Here is a 21,883-nt window from a genome sequence, read left to right on the forward strand (position 1 = left end):
CGTTCGCGTTTGGCCGTCGCGAACGTGATCTCACGCGACCGGCTGCAGCAGATCCTCGCGGTTGTTGCGAGGCGTGTTCACCGCGCGGCTGACTCGGTACGCCTCCATTGCCGGCGTCTCGCTGGCCAGCAGCATCGTCATGGCGTCGTCCGGGCTGGCGGCCATCCACTCATCGATCTGGCTGGCCTGAAGCCACACCGGCATGCGATCGTGGATGTCGGCCGACACGCCGCTGCTGTCGCCGGTGATGATGGTGAAGGTGCCCAGGTTGCCCTCGGGTAGCAGCGGGCTGGTGTCCTCCCACAGGCCAGCGGCCAGCAGTGGCCCGGTGGCGTGGATGAACCAGGGGTCTTTCTTTCCGTCCTCGGGACTGACCGACCACTCGTAGTAGCCGGCCATCGGGATGACGCAGCGGCGCTTCTTGAACGCCGACCGGAACGCCGGCTTGGTGGCCACCGTCTCGATCCGGGCGTTGATGGTCGATCCCTGCAGACCCTTGGCCTTGGCCCAGAACGGTAGCAGGCCCCACGCCAGGCGGGTGACCTGCCGGCCTTCGCCGCGGTCGAGGATGATCGAGGCCCGCTGGGTCGGGGCCAGGTTGTAGCTGGCCTGGATCTCGGCCAGGCCGGGAGCAAGGTCAGCCAGCCCCGGCTGGCCGAAGTCGATCACGGGGAGCTGGACGAATCGGCCGCACATTGCAGCAGCCTACCTCTGGCAGGAGTGGGTGCCGCGTATACGGCTACACTTACGACAGTTCTCAGGGGGCGACGCCATGGCCAGAGTCGACAAGGGCACTACCAAGATCGGCTTCATCAACCCGAATGGTCAGAAGAACGTCCGGGCCACAGGTCTACCCGGAACGGATCATGGCCAGGGCATCTATGTGCTGCACTGCCAGTTCTGCGGGGAGAGCTACGGGGCCAACGGTAGCGACATCCACCTGCGCAAGTGCCCAGCCTGCCAAGGTGGTCGGCCGGGCTTGCCCTTTGGCCACGCGTAGGCCATTGCCGAACCGTGATCGAGCCGTTGCCCGATGGTGTCAGCCAGCCAAGGCGGGCATCCTGACCTTGCCGGATCCGGGGCCGCAGGCAGCTCAACCCGGAGGCGCGTGAGCAGCGCCGCGCCGGCACCCTCCTCGAACGATTCAGGCAGGTCGCTGCCGCGTTCGCAGCATCTGCGACGGCCGGTCGTATCCTTCCGGCCATGCATTCCTCCCACGGCTTCCGCACCGCTCCGATTCCCTCTGGCTGGGTCCAGACGGGTGAGCGCTGGGCGCTCTGGTACAACGGGCGCGAGACGGCCAGCGTCACGCCCGACGGCGGTCCAGGGGTCCGGCTATGGATGGAAGGCCAGAAGATGTGGCAGGTGAAGGAAGTTCGCGCGGGCAGCGTGCGGCAGGCGAAGCGCTTCGCCGAGCGCTGGTGCGCAGCCCGGCTTTATCCCGAGCTGCCTCTGCGTGAGGCCGTTGCCCGGCTGACCGACAGCACGCCGATCCAGTTGCCCCCGCCGCTGCCCGGCCTGCCGCCAACCCGCGAGCAGCAGCAACAGGCCCGGCGCCTGGCCGAGGCCGGGGCGAAGGAAGTCGAGCGGATCAAGGCGGCGCTGGAACCGCGCCGACCGCCGAAGGAGACCAAGCCAAGGGCGAGGGATCCCATGAAGACCTGGGTCAGAGCAGGGCAGGCGCAACTCCCCCGCAGCTACTGACCAGTGGCCAGCTTTCTGCTGCTAAGCAGTAGGCCGACGCCGCCAATGAGACACACGGCACGGGCTTTGTCGGGCTGTGCAGCACACGTCTGAATGATGCCGAAAAAACGTGTCACCAACAGTTGACGCATTTGTCCGTACTTGTATAATCTTGCGTCTATGCACATGGTCAAGCCATTCCTCCCTTTTTTGGGAGTGCCTTAAATGAACAGTCAGAACATCTTTCAGATGTTGAGCAACGATCCTGTTGAATTCAACATCGATTCCCTCAAGGCTAAGCTTGCCGTAGCCCTGGTGTCGCTTTGCCGTGAGCAGAACCTCACACAAGCGGCCATTGCCGAAAAGTTGCAGGTCAGCCAGCCGCGCGTTAGCAATCTTTTCCGCGGACGGCTGGATAAGTTCTCCATCGATGCACTGCTGAGCATGCTCATTCGGAGCGGTTACAGGATTGATTCCAGCTTCGACCCCTCCAACACTGTTGTGCCGATCTCGATGGAAGTAAAAAAAGCGGTGCTCTAAGAGCACCGCTTTTTTTACAACGCTTTCAGCCTCGCCTCGACCGTCCGGATCATCTCCTGATCCGTGCCCTGAGCGGTCTTCTTGCCGGCGTAGAGAATGATCAGCTTCCCCGCCAACTTGCTGGTGAACACCACCCTGAGCCCCGGGCTTCCATTCAGCTTGATTTCCCACGCCTTCAGCCCTTTGGAAAGTGCCAGTTGGCGAATTTCCAAGTTTGGCTCCACGCCATCCGCCAGGTAAGCAATGCAGGTGGCAACCTGCTTCGCCCGCCACTTCGGAACTGAGCCGAACATCTGCTTGAGTTCCTTTTCCGCCTGCTTCACGTATACAACTTCACGCTTTACGCCGCCCGCTGCGGCAGCGCTGTCACCATCGCTCGTCGTAACCATTTGGGGTCTTTGCCTCGCAGTTCACTAATAGTCCTAGGTCCATATGCGCCTCTCTTGGTTGGTCTGAGCCACCGGTTTGGTGGCGGCCACAGTTTATGCTCGTTCGGATATATATGGCAAGTCGTTTTTGTGACTTTCTGACATGACGAGGGTTGACAGGCTGTTCGGCAGGGCTCGAGGGGAGATTGCAGGGCACCGCTCATGCCTGGTGCCACCTGGGGAACCCCGCACGCTGGGCGTGACGGCGATCTGGAGGAGGGTGCTAGACCGAGGAGGGCGCTAGACCCTGGCATTCGGGCGGCAGAGAGTCGGCAATCCGTTGTCGTGGGGGTGTCTTCTCGGTCGGCGCTTGGCCATACGGGCCGGTATGCAGCAGCGCGAAGGGCACAAACGCCGCACCGCATGCGGCTTGGGCCACTGGTGACGGCTAGTCGCAAGCCGCAGAGCTGACTTGCTTAGGCTGGAACCGGTGTGAAATTGGCTAAAATTGGCAAAGCCATGTAGATTCACACCGGTTCAACCAAGTGACAGGTGTGGCTGTGGACTACGTGTATGCCAGCGAACTCAGTGGTGCAGAGCGTGACCGCTTATTGACTCTCGAAGAGGACACCTTCACTGATTTAAAGGGGATCGAGGTTTCATCGAAGAAGCTATCCATAGCGATTTCGGCATTTGCTAACACCGCCGGAGGCGATCTATACATCGGCATTTCCGAGACTGAAATCATGGGGATGAAGTCTCGGTACTGGAGGGGCTTCGCTGACCAAGAGGCCGCAAACGGTCATATTCAATCGCTTGTAGCTCTATTCCCGCTGGGAGGCGAGTTCTCCTACGGCTTTTTGCGCGCCCCGGGGTCTACGGGCCTAGTTCTTCACATCCAGGTGGCCCGCACGGCCACAATTGCGAAGGCGCACGGAAATAAAGTCTATCGTCGCTTTGGTGCCCAGAATTTGGAGGTGAAGGGCGCGGCGCTTGAGGCTTTGCGGCTCGCCAAAGGAGTAGAGAGTTACGAGAAGCAAACGGTCGATGTGAGCCTTTCTTCGGTCACAAATTCGTCGGTCCTCAAAGAGTTCGTCAAGAACGTAGTGCCCCATCAGACTCCTAAGGCATTCCTTCAGAAGCAGAACCTCATCAGAGGAGGCAAGCCGACGGTTGCTGCCTTGCTGTTGTTCGCGGAAGAGCCACAAGCCGCGCTTCCGAAGCGCTCGGGTATCAAGCTCTATCGCTACGCTACTAGCGGTGTTCCGACGCGGGAGACGCTAGCCGGGGTGCCAAAATCTATCGAGGGGCCAATCATCACGATGATTAGATCGGCCGTCGCTGAGACGACGTCGATGATCGAATGCATACAGAAACTTGGTCCAAAGGGTTTCGAGCCAGTGGTCTACCCCGTTGAGACCCTGCATGAAATCCTAACCAATGCGTTGCTGCACCGAGACTACAGCATAGCTTCGGACGTGCATGTGCGAATATTCGACAATCGTGTCGAAGTTGAGAGTCCTGGAATTCTTCCTGGCCAGGTCACGGTCAAGAACATTCTTCACGAACAATTTGCAAGAAATGGGATGCTTGTTCGTTTGATCAATAAGTTCCCCGACCCTCCTAACAAGGATATCGGCGAAGGACTCAATACGGCATTCAGAGCAATGCAAAAGTTGAGGCTAAAAGCACCGGTAATCAAGGAGTCGGAAAATTCAGTGCTCGTGGATATACGCCACGAACCGATGGCCTCGCCGGCAGAGTCGGTGATGGACTACTTGGAGAACCATCCCGAAATCAAGAATGGGGTCGCACGTGAGCTCACTGGCATCACTTCCGAGAATACGATGAAGGAAGTGTTCCTCAAGCTAGCAAAGAGTGGCCTCATCGAACGGGTTCCAGGGAAGCAGGGAGCGTCAGCAGCTTGGCGCAAGACGACCGCGTCGCCGCACTCCCATGATTGATTACTTAGTGATGGCAGTAGCGCTTTTCTTGTCAAGGTGAGCATCGCGTCTCGCTCAGAGGTTCATTGATGACGTGATTGGGGAACAGCAGAATCCTGTGTCATCCTGATCAAAATTGCTTCAGGCTGACACTCAAGCCGCTGGCGCAGGACGAGTTGGACCGACCCATGCTGATCATCGTGAGGTCGGATCAGCGTTAATCGAGGGACGCCCGCAGGCCTCGGTCGGGGGCGGGGCTGCAGCAGCTGTGGGGGGTGTTTGAGCGAAAATGGCCCCACACCGGACCCGTCCGCTTCGTAAGTCGTTGATTGATCGGGCGACGAAATCCCCCTCCTAAGGGGAAGGTCGCCCGTTCGAATCGGGCCGGGGTCACCAAAATCAACGACTTAGATCGTCGTAAAGGGTGCGAGGTGCCACAAGAGGCCGTCTTTCGGACCAGTTTTGGCACAGTTGGCACAGTCGAGTAAAGCCGACAAGGAGGTTTCGTAGTGATCAGGGAATTGAACTACCAGCCTGAGCCAGGCGATCTTCTATATCACTACTGTTCGCCAGCGACCTTCCTAGCCATCCTTCAAGGAAAGAAGCTTCGCTTCAGTGACGTTCTCTGTATGAACGATTCAAGTGAGTATGCTTGGGGAACTCAAGCACTCATTGAAGGGCTCAAGCGTAATGGGTCACCTTTGGCCGCAGAGATTGCCTTGGGCCTCCAGGGGAGCTACGACCTGGCCCACCGCATCTCCATCACTACCGCGTGCTGCCTTTCCACTGATGGAGATGTGCTGAGTCAGTGGAGAGCTTATGCAGAGAATGGCTCAGGGTTCTCTATCGGATTTGATCCCCACCAACTCGACTCGATGCCGGTTCGTTCTACTCGGGTGCTGTATAAGGATCTTGAGCAGCAGTCTCTAATTGATAAGCTGCTAAAGGAAGTGCCGGAATTTTGTGAGGGAGCCGTTGCCAATCCGGCTGATTGCCCTGAGCGAGTCGTTGAGCTACTCCTCGAAATGATCGGTTTCAAGAACCCGGCTTTCGAAGAAGAAAAGGAGGTGAGGCTGGTGCATCGCATTGCTGTTGATAGCGATCCATTCCGAACGTTCTATGCTTCTGAAACGGGCAGCAGCGACGTTTCCGTCGGGTTCCAGATGCGCGGATCAAATCCTAGCGCCTACCTCGATTTGCCGCTGCCTGAACAGGACCCCGGTATTCGTAGAATAGTCGTTGGACCTCGCGCGCAAGTAGAGTTGCGATCGCTGCGCATCCTCTTGGGCGCTACGGGGTTTGGTGACGTATCGGTAGATCGGTCTCAGGCAACCTACCGGTGATCAGTATCGAAGGCGCGCTACAGCTTGCTCGTCACCGTCGGGAGTAAGGTGGGCGTAGTACTTTTCCGTGGTCGCGTAATCGGCGTGACCTGCTAAGACTTGCACCCGGCGCAATGGCACACCTGCCATCACCATATGTGCGCAGAAGGTGTGGCGTAGCCTGTGCAAATGCCCACCGATACCTGCCTCCTCCGAGTCTTTCTTGAACCAGTCCGACACGGTGTCCTTGTGAACCGTGACAAGCGGGTCTGGCAGATGCCGCAAAGACCACCGGGCATAGCGGTTGAGGGGAACCTCCCGCCACTTCCCCGACTTTGTGCGGCCCTCTCCGCTTTCGTCCGGATCGCTTTCCACGAGGAGGCGCCCGGCCACGATCGAACTCTTTTCCAGACCGATGATCTCGCCCCGGCGCAGCCCGGTGTGGGCCATAAAGAGCCACAGCGGCGCCCGCCCAGGGTTCGCCCGATACAGCCGGCGCATTGCCGCCCGGTCATAGAACTTGACTGCCACGCTCCGCACGCCGCGAGGCGCCTTCACTGAAGACAGCGGGTTCACGTCTAGCTCTTTCCATTCGACGCCGCGATTGAATGCCGCCTTCAGCCGTCGAATCTCCTTTCCTACAGTTTCCTTAGCCGCCTTGTCGTCCAGCAACCTAGAGCGCTTGTACTGCTCCACCTCGACCGCTCGGATGCTGTCGATCGGCCGGTGGCCGAACCGCTCAATGAAGCGCTTCACCTCGCTCCTGGCCTTCGAAATCGTGGTCGGGTGCTCGGCCTCGTACCAGTCCAGATACCACTCCAGGTAGTCGCGGACCTTGGGCAGGCGCGCCAAGATCCGGACCCCATGAGTCAGTTCTGCTTCTTTCGCGGCACGTATTCTCTCCGCCTCACGGGCGTCAGGTTGCCCAATGGACCGGCGAAAGCGCTCGCCGCCTTCCGACCAGTCGAGGTAGGCCTTGCTGCCGCGCCAGTAGAGTCGAACCTTTGCCATTCCTCTGCACCTTCGATCGCGGCATAGAGCGCCGCCTTTTCGTACAACTGCTTTCCCATGAAGCGTCTGGGCGTGAGCCCATAGCCCATGGCGTTCTTCCTGAACTGGCTGTTTGAGACGCCGCAGTAGTGGGCGGCTTCCTCGACGGTGAGCCAGTCTTTCCCTGACAGGTCGAGTCTTTCAGCGGCGCCCATTGGCGCCTCCCGCGACCTTCCTCCTAGCCGGCGCCTGCTCGGCGAGGCTGAGGTTGAACTGCACGACGTTGTCGGGGACGGCCGCCGGAGACAGTGGCCGCGCGCTGCGGGGCGGACGGTTGAGCCGGCGCCATGCCGCGATGGCTGCGTCGGGATCGGCATGCTTGCTGGTCGACCTGCAGGCGCACTCGACCAGGTGGCCCCCGCCGGCGGAAGCGCAGCGCTTGTCGTGGATGTGGCGCGCGCGGTGGCCGGCGGCGCAGTTCGGCAACCCTTCCGGGTGGCTGATATGTTCCTGGGTCATGGCTTCTTGCACTCCTCGATGTGGGCCTGGAGCTTTTCCAGGAGGAAGGTCGCTTGCTCTGCGCGGTGGCGTCGGTCGTAGGCGTTGAGGTTTGCCGGCGCATCCCTGAGCCACTGCAGTGGCTGGACCAGCCAGGCGGGCTCGAATGGGAGCAGGCTGCGCGGCTCGACTTTCTTGTCAGGCGGGAAGCAGTCTGGGCCGGCCCAGTCCTCGCTCATGCCACAGCGAGTGCACACGCGCCGCTGGAAGTGGTGGTCCTTCTCTGGCTGGGGTACGCGCGGTGTCTCGAACAAGGCGCGGACAACGAGCCCACGCTGATGGGCGGCATAGACGTGGCCGGCGTCCGCCTGCATCCAGCAGCCCGGCCGGTGATCGTCCTTGTGGCGGTACTCCCAGCGCACTGGCTGCGCGGTGTAGAGCGCTTTCAGCAGGGTGTCAGCCCAAGCGCGCACCTCGCGCCCTTCAACAGCGGTGGCAGGATCGACACGACGCATGGCAGAGACAACCGCGGCGACAGGCGACGATGCCTTGGTGGCCTCGACCGCAGTGGCCGGGGAAATGGGCAGTGGTGCGGTCATGCGAACAGGTCCAGTTGCTGGGGGACGATTGGGTGACGGATCGCGTAGGGGCTGGGATCTCGCACGTCGAGAAGGTCTTGGGCGATATGGAAGTGGTAGCCGCGGCCGTTCATGTCGGTGATGCAGATCATCGGGAAGTAGCAGACCGCGATGGCTCCGGAGCAGAACAGGTAGTAGCCGCGACCACACGGCGCGCGACCGGCCTCGGTGCTGCTCACCAGCATGTCGCGCGTCCATCCGGCGGCCATGCGGACGGCCACCGCGTTAGATGCGATCTCCCATGCTTCGTCTCGCTCCATGATCCGCGAGGAGGCCATGCCCATGGTGCGCAGCGCGGCCTCCATGTCGCCGGCAGCGAGCGCCTGAAGCGCTTGGCCGCGGGCCTCCCACAGACAAGCATCCTGGGGAGCGATCGAGTCGGGCTCGACCCCGGACATGCTGGCCAGCTGCCGGCCGAGCTTGCGGTGGACCATTGCAGCGATGAGCAGCTGGTCAGCCATGGGGCGCTCCCCTCTTCGGGTTCTGCCGTGGCAGAATCCGTCCTAACAGGGAGGATCTATGGCTATCGAGTTTTGTCCGCTTGAATCGGCGTGGGGAAACTGGGCCGACTGGGCGGCAGTAATTGTTGGCGTAGGCGCGGCTATCGGTACGATTTTGGTTGCGTTCTCTGCTAACAAGACCTCGCAACGAGCGGCAGCGATCGCTGAAGACGCCAAAGGAATCGCTCAGCAACAGCACCAAGAAGCGGTGCAGTTGCGGGAAGGCATTGCCGGAATCCTTGGGAACCTTTTGGCTGTTGAAGTTACTATTCTGCCGCTGAAGCTTGGCGCAGTACTGCGTCACCTTGACAAAGTTATTCCCAATGGCCCGACTCATCCGGACAACCGAGATGCCGTAGAGTGGGTCTTGGCAGAACTTCGCAGAACATTCATGCCGTCTGCAGAGGAGTCTCTGGATCGGCTTCATAACCTTCCTGGCACACTCGGCGGCGAAATCGCGCAGCTCGTTGGAATGTGCAGGGGGCTCGTCGATGCCAGCATTAGGATCGACTCGCGGTTCGCTCGCGTCTCCAGCGGCAATCGCGAGGTCATCATTGGCTACAACGGCACCCCAATTGACTTTTTGTCGCTGAAGGGGCAGCTGGTTGAGTCGCTCCGCGACAGCATTCGCACAGCGAGAAATTTTGGTGACTTCATCGGTGCGGAGCATGCCGACTACGCGCAGGAGGAAGCGCTGATTCCGGACCCTTAGTCTCTTCGTTGGAGGCCGCCTGTTGGAGCGGTTCACTCTTCTGACGTGCTTCACGGAGGGCAGGGCGGCGGGTGGCTCGGTCATGCGTGCTGCTCCTTGCGATCGGTGATGGCGGGCGCGCTGTGCGCGGTGAGGTGTTCCCAGCGTTCGGCTTCGCCCACGTAGTAGTCGTGGCGTTCCTGCCGGACAGTGGCGGTGAACTGCACGTCGTGCAGTGCACGCTCGGCGGCGGCGCGGTTCGCCGCTCCCATGCGGGCTGGGTCGTGATCGAAGATGTCGAGCTGGCTACGCACGCTGGACTCCTGGAATGGATTGCCGGCTGGTGGAACCCGGCCGGCGCGGGTTCCCTGCGCTACAAGGGGAGAGCGCAGGGCAGGGGATCAGTGGGTGTCGTCAGCGATCAGCGGCGTGCGCTGTCGTCCATCGCTGCGGCGCTGCATCTCGGCCTTGAACTCTGGCCAGGTGGTGTGGAGGTCTTCCCAGCAGCGCCATGCGAAGAACACGGCACCGATCGCGCAGGCCAGTGCGACCTGGTCGACGTGGTTGCGCAGCGCCCATGCGAGCAGGGCGAGGAGCAGGCCGACGACGGCGGCGCAGAAGAAGGGCAGGGCCAGATGGCGCATTACTCGGTCTCCTGTACGGCAGTGGGCTCGGCCGGCGCTGGCGCCGGGCCTCCGGGCGGGGTGATGGGCGGTATGCCGACGGCCATGGCGGCGAAGAAGTCGCGGTCGGTCATGCCGCACCGCCTTTGATGCGGGCTAGGGCAGCCGCCCGGCGCGCCCATGCTTCGCGCGCCTCCTCGAACGATCTGTGATCGCCTGGCACGCGGAGCCAACGATCACGCGCCTGGTCGTAGTCCTCATCGGCAGCAACCAGCGCATCGATGGCCTCAGCCGCTTCCTGCAACGCTTCGGCGTAGCGGCGGGTGCCGGCGCCGTCGTCTGCGGCGGCGTGCAGAGCGCTCACTGCGTGGCGGATCGCCGTGATCTTGGACGGAGCGCTCATGCAGCACCTGCCTGCGCGCGCGCTGCGCGGCGGGCCGCAGCGACCGCACCTGCAGCGCTCTTGCCCTGCCGCAGGACGGCATTGGCGGCGATGCTGGCGGCGACGACCACCTGGTAGGGGAGGAGGCCCCAGCGGCGCCCGGCGCGGGCGACGATGCCTGCGGCGGCTGCCGCGCGCTGTGCGCTGGAGTGGTTGGCGAGGGCGGCGCTCATGCAGCTGCGCCCTGCTGCGCGGCGCGCAGCTGCTTGGCAGCGTCCAGCAGCTGGCCGGCGTAGCGCTCGGCTTCGTCAGCGGACTGGAGGAGGCGGGCGGCGCCCAGGTCGGAAACGACCCTGGCGGTGTGGCTTTCGGCAATCACGGTTGGCGTCGACTGGCGAACGCCTAGGGAAAGGGTGGCCATGCTGATCTCCTGCGCCCTGCCCCGGGATGGGGCTACGGTGGGCTGCGGAGCGAACGTTAGCCGCTAACTAAGTATTAGTCAACAGCTAATGGCTAATGATTTTATGAATGTGGCTAATGAAAAAGCCCCGCTAAGCGGGGCTCGTTCTGTGTCCCAAATTGGGACGCTCCTAGAACTTTCGTAGTCCTGCGTGGATCAGCGCCTTACCTAGGATGCTCACATCACCAGGGTCTGGCCTATAGGCGGGAAAGTCCGTGTTGACGCTGACGACATAGAGCCCATCGCCACGCTTCTGCAGCATCTTAATCTGCGTCTCACCACCGATGTTGATCAGGTAGTAGTCGTCGCCGTCGAAGTAGTCGCAACTGGTGTCGATCCAAACAATGTCGCCGTCTTCGAGCTTGGGTTTCATCGACGGCCCGCGGCCGGTGATGATCTGGATCCTGCCTGGCTTGGGTAGGTAACCGAGCTTCCTGCGGACTTCCCATTCTGCAACTTCGATGGTCTTCACCACCTCTGGGTAGTCCTGGTTGACCATCCCTGCGCCCATCCCTGCACCCCCTTCAAACAAGTCGAAGCGAACATAGCCGGGCGGCGTCTCATTCTCCGGGATTGGTGAGACAGAATCATTTCCATCTTCACTCCACTGGGGCCGGTCCATCCAGCCGTGGTCCTTCCCCAAGGCGTTGCTGATCTTCTTGGCCACATCGTCGCCGATGTACTTCCCGCCTAGCAGCTGGGAGACGTAGGACGCCGACAAGAAGCCGCCCAACTGGGCGCCTTGATCCCGGCGTCCCTTAACTCCCTTCAGTTCAAGGGCCTCGATCAGGTGGCGAAAGTTGCGGCTGCGGATCTCTCGAATGTCCATCGCGGCAGGTTAGCTGGTAACTAATCTAATTCGTGCAGCTGTCAGCTTGCAATAAGCTGTTAGCTGTGGACTAATAGACCTCATGGACATGTCAGCCCTCGATAGAGCAGTTCAGTCGGCAGGGAGCCAGCAGGCCCTTGCTCAGCTTCTCGGCATCAAGCCGCCGTCGGTATCCGGCTGGTACGACCGTTGTCGCGTTCCCGCAGAACGTTGCATCGCAATTGAGCTGGCCACTGGCGTGTCCCGCCACCAGCTCCGTCCAGACGTCTTTGGGCCGGATCCGGCGGAATCGCAGTCCGAGGTAGTCGCAAAGCAGCGCGCAGAAATCGATAGCCGCATGAGCAAGCGCGCGCTGCGCGCCAAGCTCGGCATGGCCAGCGACAAGCACTTGGCCACCCTGCTCCAGCTGCCCGTGGAAGAGGTAGAGGCGTGGCCGGAAGAGGGCGTCCTGCCCCGTCTGCCGCAGATCCAGCGTCTGCTCGGTGTTGAGGCGCAGGCCGCTGCTGGGCCGGCGAACGAGGATCCCGACGCGAACCGCATCGCCCCGGTCGACACCGCCTGAAAGGCCGTCCCTGGCCGTCGTCCCTGACTTGTTGATCTCCATGGCGCCAATCGTGCGCCACCCGGGCCCGGCCCGAAACCTTGAAACACTGCCTTCCCCAAGGTGACCCATGACCTGCCGCACATCCGCACTTAACTGGCTCGACGTTCTCTACAACTCCGTGCGCAAGACGCCCGGCGGTGTCGTGGACGCAGCCGCTTTCCTGGCCGACCGCCGTGGCAAGTCCATGCACCCGGAAACGCTGCGCGCGAAGCTGCGCGGGCTGGAGGGCGAATCGGTGACGATGGAGATCGCCGAACTGCTGACCGAATGGATGCAGGAGAAGGCAGGCGGCAACGACTACGCCCTGGACTGGATGCAGGCGCTGGCCGGTCAGTTCGGCATGGCCGTCGCCACCGTTCCGCCGCCGCCGGAGGACGGCTGGTCGGACGAGATTGGCGCCATCCAGACGAAGCTGCTGGAGATCACTACACGGGTGGGCCGGCTGTCGGGAACTGCGGTGGAGGCAATGGCCGATCACCACATCGATAGCGACGAAGCCAAGTTGATGGTGGAAGAGGCCAACTCGCTCATCACGATGGCACACCGGCTGATCCGCAATGTGTCGCGCGCTGCGGCGAAGGGGAGGGCGCGTCAATGAACCACCCGGCCCGCTACACCGATCCACAGTCCAGTCACATCGCCGCCGCCGCGCTCGCCGAAAGCGGCGCGCTGCGTGTCCAGCACGCCAAGACCGAGGCTGCGGTGATCCGCCACCCTGGCCAGAGCAGCCTGCACCTGTCGACGCTGACTGGCCTTGACCGCCACATGTTGGGTCGCCGACTGCCCGAGCTGGCCCGCGAGGGACGCATTTGGCGCGGCCCGACCGCGCCGTGCGCCACCACCGGCAAGCCCGCATGCACCTGGTGGCCAGTTGCGCCGGGCGAGAACCTGACGCTGGGGCTCTGACATGTCGACCATCATCATGTCGCAGTGCTGGCCGCTGCAGGGCCTGAGCGTCACGCAGAAGGCGGTGCTGATCTCGCTGGCTGATCAGGCGAACGACGACGGCGTGTGCTGGCCGGCGGTTGGCACAATCGCCGCGCGCTGCTGCATGTCGGCGCGCGCTGTACGTAGTGCCATGGATCATCTGGAGGCTGTTGGCCTGCTGGCCCGTGATCGCCGGTTCAACAGCAGCACGGTCTATTCCGTCACACCGGCTAAGTTCAACGCTGCCGCTGCGCCGTCCAAGGGCACCCGCAAGACCGCAAAGAACGGTACTGCACCGGGCGCAGGTGCTGCGCCCCACGCAGGGGGTGCGCCCGGTGCAGAAGGGGATGCGCCCGGCGCAGGGGGTGAGGCAGCGGGCGCAGGTCTAGAGGTGCGCCCCGTGCCGCCTAACCGTCATATAACCCCCATTGAACCGTCAGATGAACCGACAGTTGCGCCGCCGGTGGCGACGCCGCCGACGAAGGCGGAGCTGGAGGAGCAGATGCAGCTGGCCTGCAAAGCGACGTGGGGCGCCTACCGAGCCGCCTACCGCAATCGCCACGGCGTGGACCCCGTCCGCAACGCCAAGGTCAACACCAACGTTCGGGATCTGGTGAAGCGGCTGGGACGTGACGAGGCGCCGCTGGTGGCTGGGTGGTTCGTGAGCGTCAACGAGCAGTACGCCGTGAAGCGCATGCACGACCTGGGTGTGCTGCTGGCCGGCGCTGAAGCGTACCGGACCCAGTGGGCCACCGGTCGACAGGTGACCGCCACCGTCGCCCTGCAGCAGGACCAGACCCAGGCCAACGCCTCGGCCGTCGACGACGCCAAGGCGCTGCTGCGACGCATGAAGGGGAGCGCCAATGCTCAGTGATGCCGATCAGGAGAGGCTGGTCGAAATGCTGGTGGCCACGGCTGAGGTGATGGGCGAGCAGATCCGCCCGGCCGCTGCGGCCTACATGGTGGCCGACCTGGCCATGTACCCGCTGCAGGTCCTGGCCAACGCGCTGACCGCCTGCCGCCGCGAGGTGAAAGGCAAGCTCAGCCTGGCCGCGATCATGGAGCGTATTGACGACGGACACCCGGCACCCAATGAAGCCTGGGCCGTGGCCATCCGCGCCGCTGACGAGGCGGTGACTCTGGTGTGGAGCGAGCAGACCCGTGATGCGTGGACTGCGGCACTGCCGCTGGTAGAGGCCGGCGACAAGATTGCGGGCCGGGCCGCATTCCTGGAGGTCTATACCCGGTTGGTGAAGGAGGCGCGCGCTGCAGGCGGCTGCGCCGTCTACCAGCCGTCGCTGGGCCACGACGCTAGCGCCCGCGACGCAGCGCTGCAGCAAGCAGTCAGCGCTGGCCGCCTGGCGCACGAGCAGGTGGCCCAGTACCTGTCGCTGCCACCGGCCACGCCGGCGTTCAACCCGCTGGCGCTGTTGGCCGGCCGAGTCGAGGCGAGCCCGGAAGCAAACGAACGCACGCGGAAGCGGCTGGCCGAAATCGCGGAGCTGTTCGGCTCCGCTCAGGACACCGCGGCATGAGTCAGGACCACGTCGAACTGGAAGTTCGCCCGGTGTGCGAGCCGGTGGCGGTGGCCGGCTGGTATTTGGCCTATGGGTACGGGATCAAGCCGCTGGTGCTGTACGCCACCCGTGGCACCCGGGTGTGGCGCGATGGCATGCGCCAGATCCCGATCACCCGCTATGCAGGCCCGATCCCGGAGCTGCGCTGATGTGGTCGAAGGCACCACCACCGACGAGGGAAGAGAGCGCCCGCATCGAGCTGGCCAAGACCGGCCCGTGCATGGCCTGCCTGGCGCTGCAGATGCAGGAGCTGCTGGAGCCGGAGCTGGTGGTCTACGGCTGCGACTACAACCACACCAAGAGCGGGAACCTGCGGCGCGGGCACATGTACGGCTTCGCCCTCTGCAAGTGGCACCACCAGCGCTACCCGATGGAGGAGAACACCTTCGCGACGATGCGCCAGATATACGGCCCGAGCCTGATGGATGGCTCGCGGACCTTCCACGAGACGTACGGCTCAGACGATGAGCTGATTGCAAACCAGACCTACATCAACGAACTGAGGGCAGCAGCATGAAGAACACGAAGGTCATGGCGCCGAGGGTCAATCCCCAGCGGGCGCCACGCGAGCGCCGGATGGACCACAACACCGTTTCCCGGCCCAAGCGAGCAAAGGCCGTGAAGCACGCCGGTTGCCCAGCCGAGACCGTGGAGCAGTTCAAGGCGCGCGGCGGCAAAGTGCAGCACCTCGCGGCGAATGGGGAGCAGCGAGCATGACCGCCGCACTCGCGGCCCGGCCGGATGTTCCTGCGTGATCGACCCTCACCTGATCCAGATAGAGGGCCTCAAAAGGGCCGTATTGAGTAACCACCTGGCGCGATCGCGCGCTGCACGAGCAAACCACCAAGGGGAAGGCGAATGCGACTGAACGATGCCCGCGAACTGCTGTCCAGCCGGACTGGCCCTAAGTCGATGAGCTTTGATGGGGTCGGCGGGGGCCCCTCCACCCACGAGATCGTTGCCGCGCTGGCAGACGTTCCTCAAGGCCTGGGGCATGAGCTGCTGCAGGCGTTGTGGTGGCCCGAGAGCGGTCTGCGCCGTCGGGAACAGCTGCGGCAGGCAGTCGTTGCGTTGGTCGCGCCCGAGTTCACTCGACAGATGCACGCACTTGCCGACGCGCGTACGGAGTTCGGGATCGCGAAGGCCAGTATGGGCTGGTGCGGGGGCGTGGTTACGGATACGCAACGGCGGGAGGTTCGACGGTCCGAACAGGCGCTGGAAGATGCGCGCTCGGCGGCATGGCCGAACAACACGATGGAGCAACTCGGGGTGTTGGCTGGGGCGGTTATCGCCGAGATGGCCGGTGCATGCGATTGCTCGCGCTGCGCTGGGAAGAAGGTTCTGCCGGATCCGGCCGGAGCGGGCATTGTGAGCTGCGGGGACTGTGGCGGAAGCGGCTTTGAGCACCTGAGCGGCCGTAAGCGTGCGGCTGCCATCGGAGCCGATTGGTCGGCCTACAGCCGGTTCTGGCGACCTGTCTATGAGTGGATGCTGGCCACTTTCCGCGCCGCCGAGGCGCGCGCTGCCAAGCAGTTCAGTAAGGCACTTACACAGGATGTATAGCGATGACTTCCAAGGTCACCGCTATAAGGGGCATTCTTGGCACAATCTGCTGGCGAGCCCCGGCAACGGCGGGGCTCAGATCCGCAAATTGGAAAAGTAGATTTCGATGGTCGAGAACAGCTATCTTCCACACCTCTTCAGAGGAGGTGTGGATGCTATGCAGAATCGTTTGTCTAACACTAAAGAAGATTTTAAAGTATCAAAGCTTGCAACTTGGATTGGAACGGTTGTAACTCTTATCTATCTTCTTTTTTTAGGTAGATACATTTATCAGAACTGGTCGGTAGTCTCGGATTTGGCTCCGAATGAAATAGGGGACTTCCTAGCCGGCGCCTTTGGCCCAATTGCGCTACTTTGGCTGGTCTGCGGTTACTTTCAGCAAGGAGCTGAGCTTCAACAGAACACTAGGGCTCTGCAAATGCAATCGGATTCTCTGGACCAGCAGGTTGAAGAGCTTAGGGCGTCAGTTGCGCATCAAGCCGACATGGTTGATGCAGCTAGGAAACAGTTGAGCTTTGATATGGAGCAGAGTCGCGAATCTACAGCGCGAAGCGAAGCTATGTCTTTGCCTCAACTCTCAGTTGTTGATTTCAACCCTTACAGATATGAAACAGGGGTGCTGTTTCGGTGTTGGATAAAGAACACAGGGGCAGCTATTGATGTTACTGAGGTAACTTGTACGGCAGTCCTTTCGAAGTCTTACAGTGGCAGGCTAAAAACTGGCGATCGCTTTGAAGTAGAGGTCAAGCGTAGCGACGGAGTGGTGCCTCAGTTGATGAAAGACGTTGGTCTTTTCGTGAATTTCCGCGACAACCTGGGCCGAGTGGGAGTAAGTGAATTTAAGTTCGAGAACGTTCCTGAGCTGCTCGCGTTTCGTGTCGTAGCCTAGCAGGCGCGAACTAGCCAGAGCTCTTCCGTGGGCTCCTGACGTCGTCAGGGGCCTTTTTTTTGTCCGCCTTGGGACTAACCCTCCCGCCTAACCGGCAGCAAGAGCGGGCACTCAAATGGTTCATCAATGGCGAAGATCAACACGAAAGAGGCTGGTGGCGTGAACGTCGTGGCCTTCCTCGATATGCTGGCCTGGTCCGAAGGTACGGACAACGGTAAGCAGCCCACCAGGGACCGCGGTTATGACGTGATCGTTGGCGGCCAACTGTTCAAGAGCTATGCCGACCATCCGCGCGTGCTGGTGGATCTGCCCAGGTTGAAGGTCCAGTCCACGGCAGCCGGTCGTTACCAGCTGCTGCGCCGCTACTACGACGTCTACAAGAAGACGCTCGGCCTGAAGGACTTCTCGCCTTTGAGCCAGGACCTGATTGCGCTGCAGCAGATCCGGGAGCGCCGCGCGCTGCCGCTGATCCAAGCGGGGAAGATCGAGGAAGCCATCAAGGGCGTCCGCAAGACTTGGGCGAGCCTGCCCGGCGCGGGCTACGGCCAGCACGAACACAAGCTGGCCGACCTGCTGGCGGTGTACCGCAAGGCAGGCGGGACGGTGGCGCCATGATTGGGGTCGACGTGGATTGGCAGGCAATCGGCACCGCCGTCGGCGGCCTGATGGTTGGGGCTGGCGGTGTGGCGCTGTGGTGGCGCAAGCAGTTTGTAGAGACAGCCAGAGAAGGGGCCGAGGTCAACGTGATCCAGCTGATGCGCGAGGAAGTGACCCGGCTGGGCGAACGGGTTGGCCGCATGGAGGCTAGGGAACTGCGCCTGATCCGCCACATCTACCGGCTGGAAGGGTTGATGCGAGCGGCCGGCTTGGAGCCGCCGCCGTTTGACCCGGACAGCGACACCATCAGGGCAGGAGGGTCCGAATGAACCGGATCACCATCGCGGTTGCTGCTTTCGTCCTGTGGTCAGGCGCAATGTTCGGTGCTGGGTGGGCCTGGCGTGGCGACCGGGCCGATGCCAGCGACGCCACCCTGCGCGCCGCCGGCGCATCGGCAGTCGCCGACCAAGTGAACCAGACCCGTGCCACCGAGCAGAACAAGGCTCTGCAGCTGGCCGACATTGGAGCTAAGCATGAAGAAGACCGCACTGCGGCCGCGACCGTCCCTGCTGCTGTGGTGGCTGACCTGCGCGCTGGGCGTCTCCAGCTGCGCGACGACATCGCCACCTGCAGCACCAGCCTCCTGTCCCAAGCCGTCGCCGGCGCCGTCGAACGTGATGCGCACGCCGAACTACGAGCAGAGGTTGCGGGAGCTGCTGTTCAAATCGGCCGCGACGCCGACGACCACGTCCGCGCCAGCCAAGCAGTGATCGCGGCTGACCGGCAACCGGTGACGCAATGAACCGCCGCGTGCTGGCGCTGGGTCGGCTGAAGACCGGCGAGATGAACAAGACCGAGGCCGCGTATGCCGAGCGGCTGCGCGCGCTGCAGGCGGCAGGCGAGGTGCAGTGGCACCGGTTCGAGGGCATGAAGCTGCGCCTGGCCGATAACACGTTCTACACCCCGGACTTTGCGGTCATGGCAGCCGACGGCGTCATGGAGTGCCACGAGGTGAAAGGGCACTGGCAGGACGATGCCAGGGCCAAGATCAAGATAGCCGCGGCCATGTATCCGTTCCGCTTCATTGCAGTGAAGATGAAGCCGAAGAGGGATGGCGGTGGCTGGCATGTGGAGGACTTCTGATGCACGCGACAGTGACTGCGTCGGTCCGCCTGCGCTGGTGGCTGCGGTGGTATCTGGCTGCCATGGTTTGGTTTGCCCGGGCCACGGGCATGGAACCGAATTGGGAGCGGGTCGAGCGGTGGATACGCCGCAGCCTGGTACTGCGAACGACGAGGGTTGGTGATGGACGCTGCAAGGATTGAGGAGGTGGCGCGCGCTGCTGCTGTCGCTGCGATGGCGGGGCTGATCGAGGGCAGCGCCGACAGTCGGATCGACCGACTGGTCGGAATCATCGAGCAGCAGGGTAAGCAGATCGCTGAGCTGGCCACGCACGTGGGGCTGCTGGTGCAGGCGGTGGCGCAGCTGTTGGGCGAGGAGGCCGGCGCACCAGTGCAGGACGAAGGTGCCGAGACCGCGCGCCTCGATCTGGACGGGAAGCCGTACTGATGATTGCACGAGGGCTGGCAGGCAACCGGCAAGCCAAGCGCGCATTGCCGACGAACAGCCGTGCCTGGCGCGCGCTGCGCGAAACCATATTGGTCCGGGACCTGTACCGATGCCAGGAGCAGGGTTGCGGGGTGCTCTGCAGTGGGCGGGGCCAAGCCCATGTCGACCATGTGGACGGTGACCCCAACAACAACGCCCCAGAGAACCTGCGGACGATGTGCATCAGCTGCCATAGCAGGAAGACGGCCCGCGAGGATGGCGGTTTCGGCAACGCTCAGCACGCGGTGGTGGGGTGCGACGCCGACGGCTGGCCGAGCAGGTAGGCCAGCCGTCGGGTGTGGAATTATCCACAGAAAGCTGAACGAGAAGGGGAGGGGGACTCAAAAGTTTGGGTCCAGCGCCCGGCGATACGTGCGCCCCCCTTTCTTCGCGCATCCACAGTTGGAAAGACGACCCCCTCAAGGTGGGGAAAAGATGGCAAATCCCCGTACGCCAGCGGCGAAGGCGGCGGTTTCTGGCGCTGCGGCAAAGAATCCGCAACGGCATCGAAATCGGAAGACTCCCAAGGGGCCGAAAGCGATCGGCGCTCCGTACAAGGGCATGACCAAGGAGCAGGTGGCCGTTTGGAAAGAGCAGGTGGAGAACATGCCCTGGCTGCACGCCGGGCACCGCCTCCTGCTTCGCCAGGTTTGCATCTTGGCCGCGCGAATGGCGACCGACCCCGAGATGGGTGTTTCCGCGATGCAGGCGCTGGGCTCACTGCTATCCAAGCTCGGCGCCACCCCGGTGGATGAGACGAAAGTGAATCATGGCTCAGGCGAAGACGAAGACCCGGACGACAAGCATTTCTAACTGCCGGACCAGCGAGTACCCGCTGGCCGTAGTTGAAGGCAGAATTGTGGCGGGGCCCCATGTGCGCAATGCCTGCCGGCGGCACCTGAAAGATTTGGAGGACGCTCACGAGCGGGGCCTGTACTTCGACCGGGAAGCCGCCGACAAGAAGATCGCCTTCTTTGAGGAGGTACTGCGGCTTAGCGAAGGCCAGTTCGAGGGCAAGCCGTTCAAGCTGCATCCCAGCCAAGCCTTCAAGATTGGCAGTCTGTTCGGCTGGAAGCTGGCGGACGGCACGCGGCGCTTTCGTCGCGCATACATCGAGGAGGGCAAGGGCAATGGCAAGTCGCCCATGGCGGGCGGAATCGCGCTGATCGGACTCTGCGCCGATCAGGAGGCCGGCGCCCAGGTTTACGCGGTGGCCTCGCACAAGGACCAGGCTGGCATTTTGTTCCGCGACGCGGTCAAGATGGTGAAGGCGTCGCCGGCGCTGAAGAAGCGACTTGAGTTCTCTGGTGGCGAGGGCAAGGAATACAACATCGCCCACCACAAGTCGCAGAGCTACTTCCGGCCGGCCTCCCGTGACGTTGGCAAGACTGGCTCGGGTTACCGACCGCACTTCGTCCTGGCCGACGAGGTGCATGAGATGGCGGACGGCAAGATCATCGAAATGATGGAGAACGGCTTCAAGTTCCGCCGTTCACCGTTGCTGTTCATGATCACCAATTCGGGCAGCGACCGGAACAGCGTTGCTTGGGCGGAGCATGAGCATGCGGTCAAGGTTGCAGCTGGTCACCACGAGGCCGTGAACGATCCGACCTTCGTCGGCGATGTCATTGACGACCGCACGTTCTCGTTCGTATGCGCCCTCGATGAGGGCGATGACCCGCTGGAGGATCCTCGATGCTGGGTGAAGGCCAACCCGATGCTGGGCATCACGATCACGGAAGAGTATCTGCGGGCCCGTGTCGATCTGGCCAAGCAGATTCCGAGCAAGCTCAACGAGATCCTGCGACTCAACTTCTGCATGTGGACCGATGCCGATCAGGCGTGGATGAGCCGCGAAGTCGTCGAACCTGCGATGCAGTCGTTCGACAAGGCGCAGCATCATGGCAAGCGCGTCCATCTCGGATTGGACCTGTCGCAGAACCGCGACATTACGGCACTAGGTGCGGTGGTGGAGACCGGATCGAAGGAGGTCCTGGTAGAGGTCGAGGGCAAGAAAACGCTGGTCAACAAACCCACGTTCGATGCGTGGGTGGAGGCTTGGACACCGGGAGATACGGTCAAGGCGCGCGAACTGCGCGATAAGCTGCCCTACAGCACTTGGATCACAAAGGGCCACCTGCACGCGCCAGCGGGCCAGACGATCAGCTACCGACATGTGGCGCAGACGGTCGCGGAGTACGACCGGGACTTCGAAGTTGTCCAAGTGGCTTACGACCGGTACGCGTTCCGACAGTTCGAAGGGGAAGTTAAAGAGCTGGGGCTCTCGGTGTCGTTCGTGGAGCATCCGCAGGGCGGCCTGAAGAAGGGTAAGCCAACGGAGGCGGCAGTGAAGGCAGCCGCCGCAGCCTGTAAGCCGCCGCCGGAAGGGCTCTGGATGCCTGGATCGCTCAGGTTGTTCGAAGAGGCCCTCCTTGAAGGCCGCGTCCGCTTGCTCGGAAACCCCGTGTTGGTGTCCGCAATCATGTCGGCCGTCATTGAGAGCGACAAATGGGAGAACCGCTGGCTGTCCAAGGCGCGTTCGGTCAACAAGATCGACGCCGCTGTGGCGGTGGTGATGGCCTTCGGCTCCGCACATTCATCTGTCGCGCCCGCCTCTGTCTATGAGCAGCGGGGCATCCGATTCTTATAGG

The 21,883-nt window shown here is 62.5% G+C and carries 35 protein-coding genes and 1 tRNA gene; 24 read left to right on the forward strand and 12 right to left on the reverse strand.

All coding sequences use genetic code 11. The features are described 5' to 3' along the window. Window positions 1-30: 30 nt before the first annotated feature. On the reverse strand, window positions 31-696 hold the full coding sequence (locus tag QZ853_RS12835; protein WP_295573799.1) for an SOS response-associated peptidase: 666 nt from the start codon (window positions 694-696) through the stop codon (window positions 31-33). Window positions 697-772: 76 nt separating this feature from the next. On the opposite strand from QZ853_RS12835, the gene QZ853_RS12840 reads away from it, so the two are divergent. The 3 genes from QZ853_RS12840 (at window position 773) to QZ853_RS12850 (ending at window position 2,223) form a co-directional block, all read left to right on the forward strand. After that, a complete protein-coding gene (locus QZ853_RS12840; protein WP_295573801.1) occupies window positions 773-1,000 on the forward strand; it encodes a hypothetical protein in 228 nt (75 codons plus the stop codon). Window positions 1,001-1,203: 203 nt separating this feature from the next. Next, the gene (locus QZ853_RS12845; protein WP_295573803.1) at window positions 1,204-1,704 is read left to right on the forward strand and encodes a hypothetical protein; all 501 of its coding nucleotides are present in this window, start codon (window positions 1,204-1,206) and stop codon (window positions 1,702-1,704) included. A 204-nt stretch (window positions 1,705-1,908) separates the two neighbouring features. After that, entirely contained in the window at window positions 1,909-2,223 is a 315-nt protein-coding gene (locus QZ853_RS12850; RefSeq protein WP_295573805.1) for an XRE family transcriptional regulator, read from the forward strand. Window positions 2,224-2,237: 14 nt separating this feature from the next. On the opposite strand, the gene QZ853_RS12855 is transcribed toward QZ853_RS12850, so the two are convergent. Then, window positions 2,238-2,612, reverse strand: coding sequence for a type II toxin-antitoxin system RelE/ParE family toxin (locus QZ853_RS12855; RefSeq protein WP_295573808.1), 375 nt, complete (start codon window positions 2,610-2,612; stop codon window positions 2,238-2,240). A 539-nt stretch (window positions 2,613-3,151) separates the two neighbouring features. Here QZ853_RS12855 and QZ853_RS12860 point away from each other — a divergent pair. From QZ853_RS12860 to QZ853_RS12870, 3 genes are all read left to right on the forward strand, one after another. Continuing rightward, on the forward strand, window positions 3,152-4,555 hold the full coding sequence (locus QZ853_RS12860; protein WP_295573810.1) for an ATP-binding protein: 1,404 nt from the start codon (window positions 3,152-3,154) through the stop codon (window positions 4,553-4,555). A 281-nt stretch (window positions 4,556-4,836) separates the two neighbouring features. Continuing rightward, window positions 4,837-4,930 (forward strand) — tRNA-Ser (locus QZ853_RS12865). Window positions 4,931-5,043: 113 nt separating this feature from the next. Continuing rightward, on the forward strand, window positions 5,044-5,877 hold the full coding sequence (locus QZ853_RS12870) for a DUF2971 domain-containing protein (protein ID WP_295573812.1): 834 nt from the start codon (window positions 5,044-5,046) through the stop codon (window positions 5,875-5,877). Here QZ853_RS12870 and QZ853_RS12875 read toward each other — a convergent pair whose 3' ends face one another. From QZ853_RS12875 to QZ853_RS12890, 4 genes are all read right to left on the reverse strand, one after another. Next, window positions 5,878-6,867: a tyrosine-type recombinase/integrase gene (locus tag QZ853_RS12875; RefSeq protein ID WP_295573815.1), complete on the reverse strand. Its 990-nt coding sequence runs from the start codon at window positions 6,865-6,867 to the stop codon at window positions 5,878-5,880. A gap of 180 nt (window positions 6,868-7,047) precedes the next feature. Further along, window positions 7,048-7,365, reverse strand: a complete 318-nt coding sequence (locus tag QZ853_RS12880; RefSeq protein WP_295573818.1) for a hypothetical protein — start codon at window positions 7,363-7,365, stop codon at window positions 7,048-7,050. Next, window positions 7,362-7,943, reverse strand: a complete 582-nt coding sequence (locus tag QZ853_RS12885; protein ID WP_295573820.1) for a hypothetical protein — start codon at window positions 7,941-7,943, stop codon at window positions 7,362-7,364. The genes QZ853_RS12880 and QZ853_RS12885 overlap by 4 nt, the downstream gene beginning before the upstream one ends. After that, window positions 7,940-8,443, reverse strand: a complete 504-nt coding sequence (locus tag QZ853_RS12890) for a hypothetical protein (protein ID WP_295573822.1) — start codon at window positions 8,441-8,443, stop codon at window positions 7,940-7,942. Before QZ853_RS12890 ends, QZ853_RS12885 begins: the two co-directional genes overlap by 4 nt. A 58-nt stretch (window positions 8,444-8,501) precedes the next feature. Here QZ853_RS12890 and QZ853_RS12895 point away from each other — a divergent pair, with 58 nt between their 5' ends. Then, window positions 8,502-9,194, forward strand: a complete 693-nt coding sequence (locus QZ853_RS12895) for a hypothetical protein (protein WP_295573825.1) — start codon at window positions 8,502-8,504, stop codon at window positions 9,192-9,194. 80 nt (window positions 9,195-9,274) lie between these two features. On the opposite strand, the gene QZ853_RS12900 is transcribed toward QZ853_RS12895, so the two are convergent. From QZ853_RS12900 to QZ853_RS12925, 6 genes are all read right to left on the reverse strand, one after another. Next, window positions 9,275-9,487 carry a hypothetical protein gene (locus QZ853_RS12900; protein ID WP_295573827.1) on the reverse strand — a complete coding sequence of 71 codons (213 nt, stop codon included), beginning with the start codon at window positions 9,485-9,487 and terminating at the stop codon, window positions 9,275-9,277. Window positions 9,488-9,574: 87 nt separating this feature from the next. Beyond that, window positions 9,575-9,817, reverse strand: a complete 243-nt coding sequence (locus QZ853_RS12905) for a hypothetical protein (RefSeq protein WP_295573829.1) — start codon at window positions 9,815-9,817, stop codon at window positions 9,575-9,577. 109 nt (window positions 9,818-9,926) lie between these two features. Next, entirely contained in the window at window positions 9,927-10,199 is a 273-nt protein-coding gene (locus QZ853_RS12910; protein WP_295573831.1) for a hypothetical protein, read from the reverse strand. Then, window positions 10,196-10,411 (reverse strand): hypothetical protein, encoded by a 216-nt coding sequence (locus tag QZ853_RS12915; RefSeq protein WP_295573833.1) that lies wholly within the window; start codon window positions 10,409-10,411, stop codon window positions 10,196-10,198. The genes QZ853_RS12910 and QZ853_RS12915 overlap by 4 nt, the downstream gene beginning before the upstream one ends. Next, entirely contained in the window at window positions 10,408-10,599 is a 192-nt protein-coding gene (locus QZ853_RS12920) for a hypothetical protein (protein WP_295573835.1), read from the reverse strand. The genes QZ853_RS12915 and QZ853_RS12920 overlap by 4 nt, the downstream gene beginning before the upstream one ends. 169 nt (window positions 10,600-10,768) lie before the next feature. Then, window positions 10,769-11,467 carry a LexA family transcriptional regulator gene (locus QZ853_RS12925; protein WP_295573837.1) on the reverse strand — a complete coding sequence of 233 codons (699 nt, stop codon included), beginning with the start codon at window positions 11,465-11,467 and terminating at the stop codon, window positions 10,769-10,771. A gap of 88 nt (window positions 11,468-11,555) precedes the next feature. On the opposite strand from QZ853_RS12925, the gene QZ853_RS12930 reads away from it, so the two are divergent. From QZ853_RS12930 to QZ853_RS13010, 17 genes are all read left to right on the forward strand, one after another. Further along, window positions 11,556-12,029, forward strand: coding sequence for a YdaS family helix-turn-helix protein (locus tag QZ853_RS12930; RefSeq protein WP_295573839.1), 474 nt, complete (start codon window positions 11,556-11,558; stop codon window positions 12,027-12,029). 109 nt (window positions 12,030-12,138) lie between these two features. Further along, entirely contained in the window at window positions 12,139-12,669 is a 531-nt protein-coding gene (locus tag QZ853_RS12935) for a phage regulatory CII family protein (RefSeq protein WP_295573841.1), read from the forward strand. Continuing rightward, entirely contained in the window at window positions 12,666-12,977 is a 312-nt protein-coding gene (locus tag QZ853_RS12940; protein WP_295573844.1) for a winged helix-turn-helix domain-containing protein, read from the forward strand. The genes QZ853_RS12935 and QZ853_RS12940 overlap by 4 nt, the downstream gene beginning before the upstream one ends. A gap of 1 nt (window position 12,978) precedes the next feature. Next, on the forward strand, window positions 12,979-13,872 hold the full coding sequence (locus QZ853_RS12945) for a helix-turn-helix domain-containing protein (protein ID WP_295573846.1): 894 nt from the start codon (window positions 12,979-12,981) through the stop codon (window positions 13,870-13,872). Further along, window positions 13,862-14,533, forward strand: coding sequence for a hypothetical protein (locus tag QZ853_RS12950; RefSeq protein WP_295573850.1), 672 nt, complete (start codon window positions 13,862-13,864; stop codon window positions 14,531-14,533). Before QZ853_RS12945 ends, QZ853_RS12950 begins: the two co-directional genes overlap by 11 nt. Continuing rightward, window positions 14,530-14,724, forward strand: a complete 195-nt coding sequence (locus QZ853_RS12955; RefSeq protein ID WP_197567669.1) for a hypothetical protein — start codon at window positions 14,530-14,532, stop codon at window positions 14,722-14,724. The genes QZ853_RS12950 and QZ853_RS12955 overlap by 4 nt, the downstream gene beginning before the upstream one ends. Next, window positions 14,724-15,092 (forward strand): Ref family recombination enhancement nuclease, encoded by a 369-nt coding sequence (locus tag QZ853_RS12960; RefSeq protein ID WP_295573857.1) that lies wholly within the window; start codon window positions 14,724-14,726, stop codon window positions 15,090-15,092. The genes QZ853_RS12955 and QZ853_RS12960 overlap by 1 nt, the downstream gene beginning before the upstream one ends. Further along, complete coding sequence (locus QZ853_RS12965) at window positions 15,089-15,292, forward strand: hypothetical protein (RefSeq protein ID WP_295573860.1); 204 nt, start codon at window positions 15,089-15,091, stop codon at window positions 15,290-15,292. The genes QZ853_RS12960 and QZ853_RS12965 overlap by 4 nt, the downstream gene beginning before the upstream one ends. Before the next feature lie 141 nt (window positions 15,293-15,433). Beyond that, the gene (locus QZ853_RS12970; protein ID WP_295573862.1) at window positions 15,434-16,138 is read left to right on the forward strand and encodes a hypothetical protein; all 705 of its coding nucleotides are present in this window, start codon (window positions 15,434-15,436) and stop codon (window positions 16,136-16,138) included. Between the two features lie 106 nt (window positions 16,139-16,244). Then, window positions 16,245-17,027, forward strand: a complete 783-nt coding sequence (locus QZ853_RS12975; protein ID WP_295573864.1) for a hypothetical protein — start codon at window positions 16,245-16,247, stop codon at window positions 17,025-17,027. 126 nt (window positions 17,028-17,153) lie between these two features. After that, window positions 17,154-17,642 (forward strand): glycoside hydrolase family 104 protein, encoded by a 489-nt coding sequence (locus QZ853_RS12980; protein WP_295573867.1) that lies wholly within the window; start codon window positions 17,154-17,156, stop codon window positions 17,640-17,642. Then, a complete protein-coding gene (locus QZ853_RS12985) occupies window positions 17,639-17,953 on the forward strand; it encodes a hypothetical protein (RefSeq protein ID WP_032129818.1) in 315 nt (104 codons plus the stop codon). The genes QZ853_RS12980 and QZ853_RS12985 overlap by 4 nt, the downstream gene beginning before the upstream one ends. Further along, window positions 17,950-18,426, forward strand: coding sequence for a lysis system i-spanin subunit Rz (locus tag QZ853_RS12990; protein WP_295573871.1), 477 nt, complete (start codon window positions 17,950-17,952; stop codon window positions 18,424-18,426). The genes QZ853_RS12985 and QZ853_RS12990 overlap by 4 nt, the downstream gene beginning before the upstream one ends. Beyond that, a complete protein-coding gene (locus QZ853_RS12995) occupies window positions 18,423-18,767 on the forward strand; it encodes a DUF1064 domain-containing protein (protein ID WP_295573873.1) in 345 nt (114 codons plus the stop codon). Before QZ853_RS12990 ends, QZ853_RS12995 begins: the two co-directional genes overlap by 4 nt. 186 nt (window positions 18,768-18,953) lie before the next feature. Next, the gene (locus QZ853_RS13000) at window positions 18,954-19,193 is read left to right on the forward strand and encodes a hypothetical protein (protein ID WP_295573875.1); all 240 of its coding nucleotides are present in this window, start codon (window positions 18,954-18,956) and stop codon (window positions 19,191-19,193) included. Window positions 19,194-19,667: 474 nt separating this feature from the next. After that, window positions 19,668-20,045, forward strand: coding sequence for a hypothetical protein (locus QZ853_RS13005; RefSeq protein ID WP_227844817.1), 378 nt, complete (start codon window positions 19,668-19,670; stop codon window positions 20,043-20,045). Next, entirely contained in the window at window positions 20,002-21,882 is a 1,881-nt protein-coding gene (locus QZ853_RS13010) for a terminase TerL endonuclease subunit (RefSeq protein ID WP_295573880.1), read from the forward strand. The genes QZ853_RS13005 and QZ853_RS13010 overlap by 44 nt, the downstream gene beginning before the upstream one ends. Window position 21,883 lies beyond the last annotated feature (1 nt).

It is taken from the genome of uncultured Stenotrophomonas sp., from assembly GCF_913778665.1.
Classification (GTDB): domain Bacteria; phylum Pseudomonadota; class Gammaproteobacteria; order Xanthomonadales; family Xanthomonadaceae; genus Stenotrophomonas.

Bases quoted from the DNA above. Each gene is read 5' to 3' on its own strand.
- QZ853_RS12890 (WP_295573822.1), bottom strand. From the start codon at position 8,443: ATGGCTGACCAGCTGCTCATCGCTGCAATGGTCCACCGCAAGCTCGGC.
- QZ853_RS12975 (WP_295573864.1), top strand. From the start codon at position 16,245: ATGGTCGAGAACAGCTATCTTCCACACCTCTTCAGAGGAGGTGTGGAT.
- QZ853_RS12895 (WP_295573825.1), top strand. From the start codon at position 8,502: ATGGCTATCGAGTTTTGTCCGCTTGAATCGGCGTGGGGAAACTGGGCC.
- QZ853_RS12885 (WP_295573820.1), bottom strand. From the start codon at position 7,943: ATGACCGCACCACTGCCCATTTCCCCGGCCACTGCGGTCGAGGCCACC.
- QZ853_RS12995 (WP_295573873.1), top strand. From the start codon at position 18,423: ATGAACCGCCGCGTGCTGGCGCTGGGTCGGCTGAAGACCGGCGAGATG.
- QZ853_RS12980 (WP_295573867.1), top strand. From the start codon at position 17,154: ATGGCGAAGATCAACACGAAAGAGGCTGGTGGCGTGAACGTCGTGGCC.
- QZ853_RS12855 (WP_295573808.1), bottom strand. From the start codon at position 2,612: ATGGTTACGACGAGCGATGGTGACAGCGCTGCCGCAGCGGGCGGCGTA.
- QZ853_RS13010 (WP_295573880.1), top strand. From the start codon at position 20,002: ATGGCTCAGGCGAAGACGAAGACCCGGACGACAAGCATTTCTAACTGC.
- QZ853_RS12920 (WP_295573835.1), bottom strand. From the start codon at position 10,599: ATGGCCACCCTTTCCCTAGGCGTTCGCCAGTCGACGCCAACCGTGATT.
- QZ853_RS12850 (WP_295573805.1), top strand. From the start codon at position 1,909: ATGAACAGTCAGAACATCTTTCAGATGTTGAGCAACGATCCTGTTGAA.
- QZ853_RS12985 (WP_032129818.1), top strand. From the start codon at position 17,639: ATGATTGGGGTCGACGTGGATTGGCAGGCAATCGGCACCGCCGTCGGC.
- QZ853_RS12925 (WP_295573837.1), bottom strand. From the start codon at position 11,467: ATGGACATTCGAGAGATCCGCAGCCGCAACTTTCGCCACCTGATCGAG.
- QZ853_RS12950 (WP_295573850.1), top strand. From the start codon at position 13,862: ATGCTCAGTGATGCCGATCAGGAGAGGCTGGTCGAAATGCTGGTGGCC.
- QZ853_RS12875 (WP_295573815.1), bottom strand. From the start codon at position 6,867: ATGGCAAAGGTTCGACTCTACTGGCGCGGCAGCAAGGCCTACCTCGAC.
- QZ853_RS12930 (WP_295573839.1), top strand. From the start codon at position 11,556: ATGTCAGCCCTCGATAGAGCAGTTCAGTCGGCAGGGAGCCAGCAGGCC.
- QZ853_RS12840 (WP_295573801.1), top strand. From the start codon at position 773: ATGGCCAGAGTCGACAAGGGCACTACCAAGATCGGCTTCATCAACCCG.
- QZ853_RS12910 (WP_295573831.1), bottom strand. From the start codon at position 10,199: ATGAGCGCTCCGTCCAAGATCACGGCGATCCGCCACGCAGTGAGCGCT.
- QZ853_RS12905 (WP_295573829.1), bottom strand. From the start codon at position 9,817: ATGCGCCATCTGGCCCTGCCCTTCTTCTGCGCCGCCGTCGTCGGCCTG.
- QZ853_RS12940 (WP_295573844.1), top strand. From the start codon at position 12,666: ATGAACCACCCGGCCCGCTACACCGATCCACAGTCCAGTCACATCGCC.
- QZ853_RS12945 (WP_295573846.1), top strand. From the start codon at position 12,979: ATGTCGACCATCATCATGTCGCAGTGCTGGCCGCTGCAGGGCCTGAGC.
- QZ853_RS12935 (WP_295573841.1), top strand. From the start codon at position 12,139: ATGACCTGCCGCACATCCGCACTTAACTGGCTCGACGTTCTCTACAAC.
- QZ853_RS12965 (WP_295573860.1), top strand. From the start codon at position 15,089: ATGAAGAACACGAAGGTCATGGCGCCGAGGGTCAATCCCCAGCGGGCG.
- QZ853_RS12915 (WP_295573833.1), bottom strand. From the start codon at position 10,411: ATGAGCGCCGCCCTCGCCAACCACTCCAGCGCACAGCGCGCGGCAGCC.
- QZ853_RS12960 (WP_295573857.1), top strand. From the start codon at position 14,724: ATGTGGTCGAAGGCACCACCACCGACGAGGGAAGAGAGCGCCCGCATC.
- QZ853_RS12845 (WP_295573803.1), top strand. From the start codon at position 1,204: ATGCATTCCTCCCACGGCTTCCGCACCGCTCCGATTCCCTCTGGCTGG.
- QZ853_RS12835 (WP_295573799.1), bottom strand. From the start codon at position 696: ATGTGCGGCCGATTCGTCCAGCTCCCCGTGATCGACTTCGGCCAGCCG.
- QZ853_RS12955 (WP_197567669.1), top strand. From the start codon at position 14,530: ATGAGTCAGGACCACGTCGAACTGGAAGTTCGCCCGGTGTGCGAGCCG.
- QZ853_RS12880 (WP_295573818.1), bottom strand. From the start codon at position 7,365: ATGACCCAGGAACATATCAGCCACCCGGAAGGGTTGCCGAACTGCGCC.
- QZ853_RS13005 (WP_227844817.1), top strand. From the start codon at position 19,668: ATGGCAAATCCCCGTACGCCAGCGGCGAAGGCGGCGGTTTCTGGCGCT.
- QZ853_RS12990 (WP_295573871.1), top strand. From the start codon at position 17,950: ATGAACCGGATCACCATCGCGGTTGCTGCTTTCGTCCTGTGGTCAGGC.
- QZ853_RS12970 (WP_295573862.1), top strand. From the start codon at position 15,434: ATGCGACTGAACGATGCCCGCGAACTGCTGTCCAGCCGGACTGGCCCT.